Annotated in this window: 1 protein-coding gene; it reads left to right on the forward strand. The window is 70.2% G+C overall.

Annotated elements, in window-relative coordinates; translation table 11 throughout:
* Positions 1-252, forward strand: a 252-nt coding sequence (locus SB816_RS33590; protein ID WP_410548452.1) for an FAD-dependent oxidoreductase, incomplete at both ends; no start/stop codon positions are given.

A 252-nucleotide genomic window follows, 5' to 3' on the forward strand; every position in this document is an offset into this window, starting at 1 on the left:
GTCGCGGGCATCCAGCGCGACGCGCACGGCATCATCGCGGTCGACGGCCAGTTGCGCACCAACGTCGACGGCGTGTGGGCGCTCGGCGACGTGAACGGGCGCGGCGCGTTCACGCACACCTCATACGACGATTATCAGATCGTCGCGGCGAATCTGCTCGACGGCGCGCATCGCAGCGTCGATGCGCGCATTCCAGCCTACGCCGTGTTCGTCGATCCGCCGCTCGCGCGCGTGGGCGCGAGCGAGCGCGAG

This window comes from Achromobacter sp. SIMBA_011 (assembly GCF_046535435.1).
In the GTDB taxonomy this organism is placed as follows: Bacteria; Pseudomonadota; Gammaproteobacteria; order Burkholderiales; family Burkholderiaceae_B; genus Achromobacter; species Achromobacter dolens.